The sequence below is a fragment of the Synechococcus sp. RC10B2 genome, assembly GCF_047502635.1.
This window is the reverse complement of sequence record NZ_JANSHO010000048.1, coordinates 1-6,541: the sequence shown is the minus strand read 5'-3', so window position 1 is coordinate 6,541 and position 6,541 is coordinate 1. Positions and strand designations below refer to the sequence as shown.

The window sequence follows — 6,541 nt, the reverse complement described above, 5'->3', positions numbered from 1 at the left end:
GCACGAGCGCTTTGAGTTCCCCGAGGAAGTCCTGCCCCGCGGCAACGCGCTCTAAGGAATCGTTGCCTGCCCCTTGCCAGGGATCCGCTCCTGGCAAGTCTAGGGATCCCAGAGGTTTGCGGATCCCTTTTTTTATCGGTTGCAAGGCGGCTGGGCTCGCAGGCGGGCGCAAATGGCCTGCCAAACCTGTTCCGCCAACTGGGACGGGCTGGCTTCTGAATGGATGGGCACCCGCACGTCGGCCTGGGCGTAGAAGGGTTCTCGCTCCTGCATCAGCCTCTGCAGGGCAGCTTGGGGATCGGGGGTTTGCAAGAGGGGCCGTTGGCCAGGATCCCGCTTTAGGCGTTGCCAAATGAGCTCAGGGGCCGCATCCAGCCAAACGGTGAGGCCGTGGTGCAGGTAGCTCCAATTTTTGGGCCGCAGCACGATGCCGCCCCCCGTAGCAACCACCAGGCGGGTGTAGCCGCTGAGCTGAGCCAGCACCTGGGTTTCCAGCTCCCGGAAGTGGGCCTCCCCCTGCTCGGCAAAGATCTGGGCAATCGAGCAGCCCGCCACCTGCTCCACCAGGGCATCGGTATCGAAGAAGGGGCGGCGCAACTGGGCGGCCAGCTCAGCTCCCAGGGTGGACTTGCCGCTGGCCATCATGCCAATCAAATAGACGGTCACGCCACGCAGGCGTTCGGCTTCTTCCGGCTGAATCATGAGATGGGCAAAGATCCGCTAGGGACTTAAACGTATCCGTGCTCGGCCAGAAACTCCAGAGAAAGGCCGCTCTCCGGCGGAGCCAGGCCCAACAATTTTTCCACATACTTGCCCAGCATGTCCGCCTCCACGTTCACCGGATCCCCCACCTGCAGCAAGGAGAGGTTGGTCTCGCGGTAGGTCTGCGGGATCACCGCCACCTTGAACCAGCAGCCCCCCTGGCGCACCTCGGCAACGGTCAGGCTGACCCCGTTGACGGCCACGCTGCCTTTGGGCACGATGTAGCGACCGATCTCCGCCGGCACCTTGAAGCTCAGCTCCCAGGCGTTGCCGGTGGCCGCTTGCTCCCACAGTTGTCCCACCCCATCGATATGGCCGCTGACGAAATGCCCCCCCAGCTTGTCTCCCACCCGCAGGGACGGCTCGAGGTTAACGGTGCGCGGGCCGGATCCCTGGCCCCAGACCGAGCGCCGCAGCGTTTCCGGCGAGACATCGGCCAAAAAGCCATCGGGCAGGATCTCCACCACCGTCAGGCAGAGGCCGTCCACTGCCACGCTGTCGCCATAAGCCAACTGCGGCTGTAGCTCTGGACAGATAACCCGTATTTGGGAAGAGGAGATCAACTGAGCTGTACCCAAACTGCGCACCAGACCCGTAAACATAGTTTCGGCCTCCTTGGCCCGCTTTCTAAGCTTTGGCCTGATCCCCAAGGGGGGCAGGGGATCCCCGCCATGGGCTGGGCGGGTTGGTTTTGGCTCCTCGGGGAGAGTAGGGGGTGTGCTCTTGCTGCTGGGCCTGGGCCAAAAGCCGCTCCACCTCGGCGACGAGCTGGCTTTCGCTAAAAGGCTTGGTCAGGTAGCCGGTTGCTCCCGACCACTTGCCGCGGATGCGATCCAGCAAACTATCCCGCGAGGTAACCATCAGGATAGGGAGAGACTTGAACTCTTCCAGGCTACGCACAATGCGGCAGAGTTCTATGCCGTCGATCCCGGGCATGGCGATGTCCATCAACAACAGGTGAGGCCGGTGCTGAAACAAAAGGGGGAGCACCTCGGCGGGGTTGCCCGTTGTGATCACGTGATATTTGGATAGGTACTGCCGCAGGATTTCTTGCATCACGACACTGTCGTCCACCGCCAAGAGGGTTGTGGGAGCGTGGCGCTTAGCCTGCAGCAGTTCTGGGGGCGTTTGCAGGCTCACCAGACCTTTTTTGGCCCAGGCAGCGAAAAGGCCGGCCACCTCCAGCCGATCCCGACACAGCTTCTTGGCAATGGCCTCTAGCGACTGGCCATCTTTGGTGAGGGCGTGTAGCTTTTGCCGCTGTTCGTCGGTAAGGCGATAGCGGTTGACCCGATCCCAGTTGACCACCGGCACCGCCAGCATGGTGGGAACGGCCACCCGCAACTCCGCCCAGCGATCGTGGCGGCGAGCCGCTTCTTGTAGCAGCGGCTCCAACTCAAACCCGCCAATGGGGGCCTCTTGGGCAACCCGTTCCTGCACTTCAAAGGAACAGGTGCCTGCCCGCTCAAAGAGATAGCGATCGAAATCGGTGAGCAGGTTGAGCCAGAGCGCGTCTTCCAGCTCACCTGGCTTGATCAGGCCCAACTGGGCGATGGCCTCTAGCAGTTCCGGCAGGGAGTTGTCTTTTATCAGCCGCTCCTGCAGCACTCGGATAGCCCGCTGCGACCATTCCAAGTTGAGGCGGGGAATAAAGCGGGATAGGCGCTTTAGCAGGATCTGAGGGTTGAGGGGCTGATCGGCGGAAAAGAGCAGTCTGCCGTAGTAGTAGGTCAGCACCCAAGGCTCCGTGCCCTCGGCGGGATCCCCCCCTTTGAGGTGGAGGTGCAGATAGCCGGTGCTAAACTGCCGACCTTGCTGCCGGAGCAGGGGCGCCAGTTCCCCCGCTGCAAACACAAAATGGGACATGGGACATCCTCCCGGCCAGCCTCTGCAGTCCAAATGCGCAGGGATTCACCTCGGCCACACACCCAAGCTTGCAGAGGCAGCCGTGATTCACGGCTGCTTCATCTCATTATCGTCTCTTTACCAAAAAGAAACACAAGAGGATAGCTTGGTAGCCCCGTACTTGAGTGCGGGGCGAAAAAGCCCTTGAGCCACTTTAGTTGCTTCTTTGTTATAGTTAGTACAGAGCTTCTCCAGGAAAACAACCTACTGCGGTGCAAAACCGGCGCGGCAATAACTAACCTGGAGGAACTTCAGTCCGAAGTAAGCAGAACTTTGAGGTTATGCCTCAAAGGACTGTCTAGGGGCGTCTTGACAGCGCCTTCGCGAGTCCATTTTGGGCTGCGTAAGAATCCCCTGGGTGGGAGTGTCAAAGGCAGAACTCTGGGAACCCTACCAGCAGCCGCCCGACCGGAACCGCTGCAAGGCTCAGGCTGGGCTCGCGGCTGCAACAATCCCGTCGGCTACAAGTTTAGAGTCTCTCGCTGGGCCCGGAGCAATTCTTGGATGCCGGCCTGGGCCATATCCAACATTTGCAACAGTTGCGAGCGGTCGAAGCAGCCGGCTTCGGCGGTGCCCTGAATCTCGATCAAGGCTCCCTGCTCGTTCATGACAATGTTCATGTCCACTTCCGCTTGGCTGTCCTCCTCGTAGCACAAATCCACCAGCACCTCGCCTCGCACGATCCCCACCGAAAGGGCTGCCACCTGCTGCCGCAAGGGGGATCCCTGCGCCGGATCCAGCAGCCCCTGTTTGTAAAGCCAAGTGATGGCGTCGTGCAGGGCCACATAGCCACCGGTGATGGCGGCGGTGCGCGTGCTGCCATCGGCCTGCAGGACGTCGGCATCGACAGTGATGGTGCGGGATCCCAGCTTGTGGAAATCCAAGGCGGCGCGCAGGCTACGCCCGATGAGCCGTTGGATCTCGGCGGTGCGGCCTGAGACTTTTAGCGTCTCTCGCGGCTGGCGCTGTTGGGTGGCGGTGGGCAGCATGCGGTACTCCGCTGTCAGCCAGCCTTGGCCGGTGTTCTGCAAAAAGGGGGGGACTTCTTCGGCCACACTGGCGGTGCAGAGGACATGGGTATCGCCAAACTTCACCAGCACTGAGCCCGGAGCGTAGCGGGTGAAGTGGCGCTGAAAGGAAATCGGGCGCAATTGGGCAGCCGTGCGACCATCGGGGCGTTGCCAGCTCATGAGCAGTTCAAAAAAGGATCCTTCGCATTGTCAGTCATGTTCGCCCGAGGCAGCTCACGGCTTGGAATCTCTACAGAAGTGCCGCCGGCGCCTTGACAGGCGGGGGTCTGGAGGATCGCAGCCGTGGGCCGGTTGGGCAGGTTACAGTTGAGCAGGTTACAGTGTAAAGAAGTTCTTAACTCTCATTTCCTGCTGTTGCTATTGTTGCGGCAAGACAATGCTGCAAGAGCAGTCCTACGGGACAACGGCCAAGACAGGAAGCGACAAGGACAAGATTGCCCATGCTTCACCTCCTGCTGCAACAGCTGCGCCGATCCACTTTGGATCCCCTGCAAGAGATCTGCTGGACGCCGGAACTGATCGGGATCCTGCTGGTGTACTTTGTGCAGGGGGCGGTGGGGCTGGCGCGGCTGGCCACCAGTTTTTACTTGAAGGATAGCCTGGGCCTGGGGCCGGCGCAGACGGCGGCGCTGATGGGCTTTGCCGTCATTCCCTGGACCCTCAAGCCTCTTTACGGCCTCCTCTCCGATACGCTGCCGCTGGCAGGCTACCGCCGCCGTCCCTACCTCTTGCTCTCCGGGCTGCTGGGGTGTGGGGCTTGGCTAGGGATGGCCCTGTGGGCGCCAACGGCTGAGTTGGCGATGCTGTGGATGGTTTTGGGATCCCTGGCGGTGGCGGTGGGGGATGTCATTGTGGATTCGCTGGTGGTGGAGCGGGTTCACGGCAGCGACTGGGCGGGGACGGGCACGCTGCAGTCTTTGTCCTGGGGGGCGACGGCGCTGGGATCTCTGCTCACGGCCTATGCCGGAGGGGCACTCCTAGCCCACTATCCCCCCCAGGTGGTGTTTGGGCTGACGGCCTTGTTGCCGCTGCTGATCGCCCTGGCGGCTTGGGTGATTGTGGATCAGCCGGTGGCCTGCTCCTTTGGCTGGGATCCCTTGCGGCAGCAGGTGGGACAGGTGTGGCGGGCGCTGCGGCAACCCAGCATTCTCTTGCCGGTGTTGTTTGTCTTTATCTGGCAGGCAACCCCCAGCGCCGACGTGGCCCTGTTTTATTTTTTTACCAGCGATCTCGGCTTTGGGCCGGGGTTTTTAGGCCAGGTGCGGCTGGTTACCAGCGTCGCCAGCTTGGTGGGGGTGGCGATCTTTCAGGTGTATCTGCGGCGGATCCCGCTGCGGCCTCTATTTGGCTGGATGACGGTTCTCTCGGCAGGGCTGGGCCTAACCAGCCTCATTTTGGTCTATCACCTCAACCGGGCCTGGGGCATCGACGATCACTGGTTTAGTCTGGGGGATAGCCTGGTGCTGACGGTGGCAGGGCAGATTGCCTTTATGCCGGTGTTGGTCTTGGCTGCCCGCCTCTGCCCGCCGGGAATCGAAGCTACCCTCTTCGCCTTGCTGATGTCGGCTTTTAACCTGGCGGGGTTTCTCTCTCAAGAGTTGGGATCCCTGCTCATGCACGCGCTGGGGGTAACCGAGAGCGATTTCAGCCATCTGGGGCTGCTGCTGCTATTGACCAACCTGTCCACCCTCTTGCCCCTGCCGCTTTTGGGCTGGCTGCCGGAAGGGGGAGCAGATCTGGAGGCGGAAGCCCACGCTTCTCTCGAAGCCTTTTTGCAGGAGGTGCGCGCGGAAGAGGCCGAGGCAGGGATGGAGGCAATCCCTTTGGGACAGACGGACATCACCTATTCTTGAGGGGCTGGCTGCCAATCAGACGCACTCCTAGAGGCACCCCTCACCCCCAGCTCTTCTCCCAAAGGGAGAGAGGAGCTAGAGGTGGAGACGGCGTTCGGCTTCGCCATGCTTGAGTGCGAACTATCAATTGAGACTCCCACCGCCTAAAGGCGGGGGATTCTTACGCAGTCCACAAAAGAACCCGCAACGGCGTTGTCAAAGCGCCTCTAGACAGTTCCTGAAGGCAAAGCCCCAAGGTTCTGCTGACTTTCTTAAGCAGGTTGGCGGCAGCATTCGCATCAGCGTTGACCAACCACCCCTTTGCCGTTTGGTACAGGCCCCGCTTGATACGCTTTCCAGAGGGTCTCCACCCGTCGGGTTTTTCACCATAATTAGGTAGCTCATCTCCATCTAGGAAGCTTGCCTGCGAGCTGTACGCCTCCTCTACCTCAATAAACTCCATGCCATAATGCTGACATAATTGCGCAATACGCTCCTTGAACCGACCTGTTGGAATGAAAACAAAGTTTTGGTTAAAACCGCATTCTTGTTTTTGTTCTTTGTTCCAACCGAAGAGGATTCTCCCAATTGAGTGGTGCAAACAGAAGTCAATGACCTTGCGCGCAGCTTTGTGGATTGCATTCTCCGGTTTCCGTAATTCGACGAAGCTTTTGCAACCAAAACCCCCGCAGCTTGTGAGTCTTGAGCCTAGCCAGCTCCTTGTTGTGCCACTGGTTGAAGGACTTGACTTTGCGGCCATCAATGATGAAGCTATGTCCTAAGTTGCTAACGCACGTAAGCCAGTTGTTGACTCCGTGGTCAATTGCTAGAGCTTTTCTCGGATCCAGCGATTGGGGCTGGGCAGGCTTGGCATAGACCCACTCCAGCTACAGACTTACAGGTCTGTTGCGCGGCGGAAACATACATTGCGATGAAGTGCTTGTTTTGGGTTCTCGCCATCTCAGCGCAAAGCTCACCATAGCTTGCCCATCGCTTCGTTTTGAAATAGAC

7 protein-coding genes are annotated in these 6,541 nt (G+C 60.0%); 1 reads left to right on the top strand and 6 read right to left on the bottom strand.

Going from position 1 to position 6,541, the window contains the following annotated elements:
- Window positions 1-132: 132 nt before the first annotated feature.
- The 4 genes from NW855_RS05880 to rph form a co-directional block, all read right to left on the bottom strand.
- Window positions 133-702, bottom strand: coding sequence for a shikimate kinase (locus tag NW855_RS05880; protein ID WP_011431430.1), 570 nt, complete (start codon window positions 700-702; stop codon window positions 133-135).
- Window positions 703-728: 26 nt separating this feature from the next.
- Window positions 729-1,364 carry a riboflavin synthase gene (locus tag NW855_RS05875; protein WP_011431429.1) on the bottom strand — a complete coding sequence of 212 codons (636 nt, stop codon included), beginning with the start codon at window positions 1,362-1,364 and terminating at the stop codon, window positions 729-731.
- A 25-nt stretch (window positions 1,365-1,389) separates the two neighbouring features.
- Complete coding sequence (locus NW855_RS05870; protein ID WP_011431428.1) at window positions 1,390-2,628, bottom strand: response regulator; 1,239 nt, start codon at window positions 2,626-2,628, stop codon at window positions 1,390-1,392.
- A gap of 500 nt (window positions 2,629-3,128) precedes the next feature.
- Entirely contained in the window at window positions 3,129-3,857 is a 729-nt protein-coding gene (gene rph / locus NW855_RS05865; RefSeq protein ID WP_011431427.1) for a ribonuclease PH, read from the bottom strand.
- A gap of 281 nt (window positions 3,858-4,138) precedes the next feature.
- On the opposite strand from rph, the gene NW855_RS05860 reads away from it, so the two are divergent.
- Window positions 4,139-5,551, top strand: a complete 1,413-nt coding sequence (locus NW855_RS05860; protein ID WP_099812741.1) for a folate/biopterin family MFS transporter — start codon at window positions 4,139-4,141, stop codon at window positions 5,549-5,551.
- 160 nt (window positions 5,552-5,711) lie between these two features.
- Here NW855_RS05860 and NW855_RS05855 read toward each other — a convergent pair whose 3' ends face one another.
- Window positions 5,712-6,131 (bottom strand): zinc ribbon domain-containing protein, encoded by a 420-nt coding sequence (locus NW855_RS05855; RefSeq protein WP_414508514.1) that lies wholly within the window; start codon window positions 6,129-6,131, stop codon window positions 5,712-5,714.
- 7 nt (window positions 6,132-6,138) lie between these two features.
- The gene (locus tag NW855_RS05850; protein WP_414508515.1) at window positions 6,139-6,354 is read right to left on the bottom strand and encodes a hypothetical protein; all 216 of its coding nucleotides are present in this window, start codon (window positions 6,352-6,354) and stop codon (window positions 6,139-6,141) included.
- Window positions 6,355-6,541 lie beyond the last annotated feature (187 nt).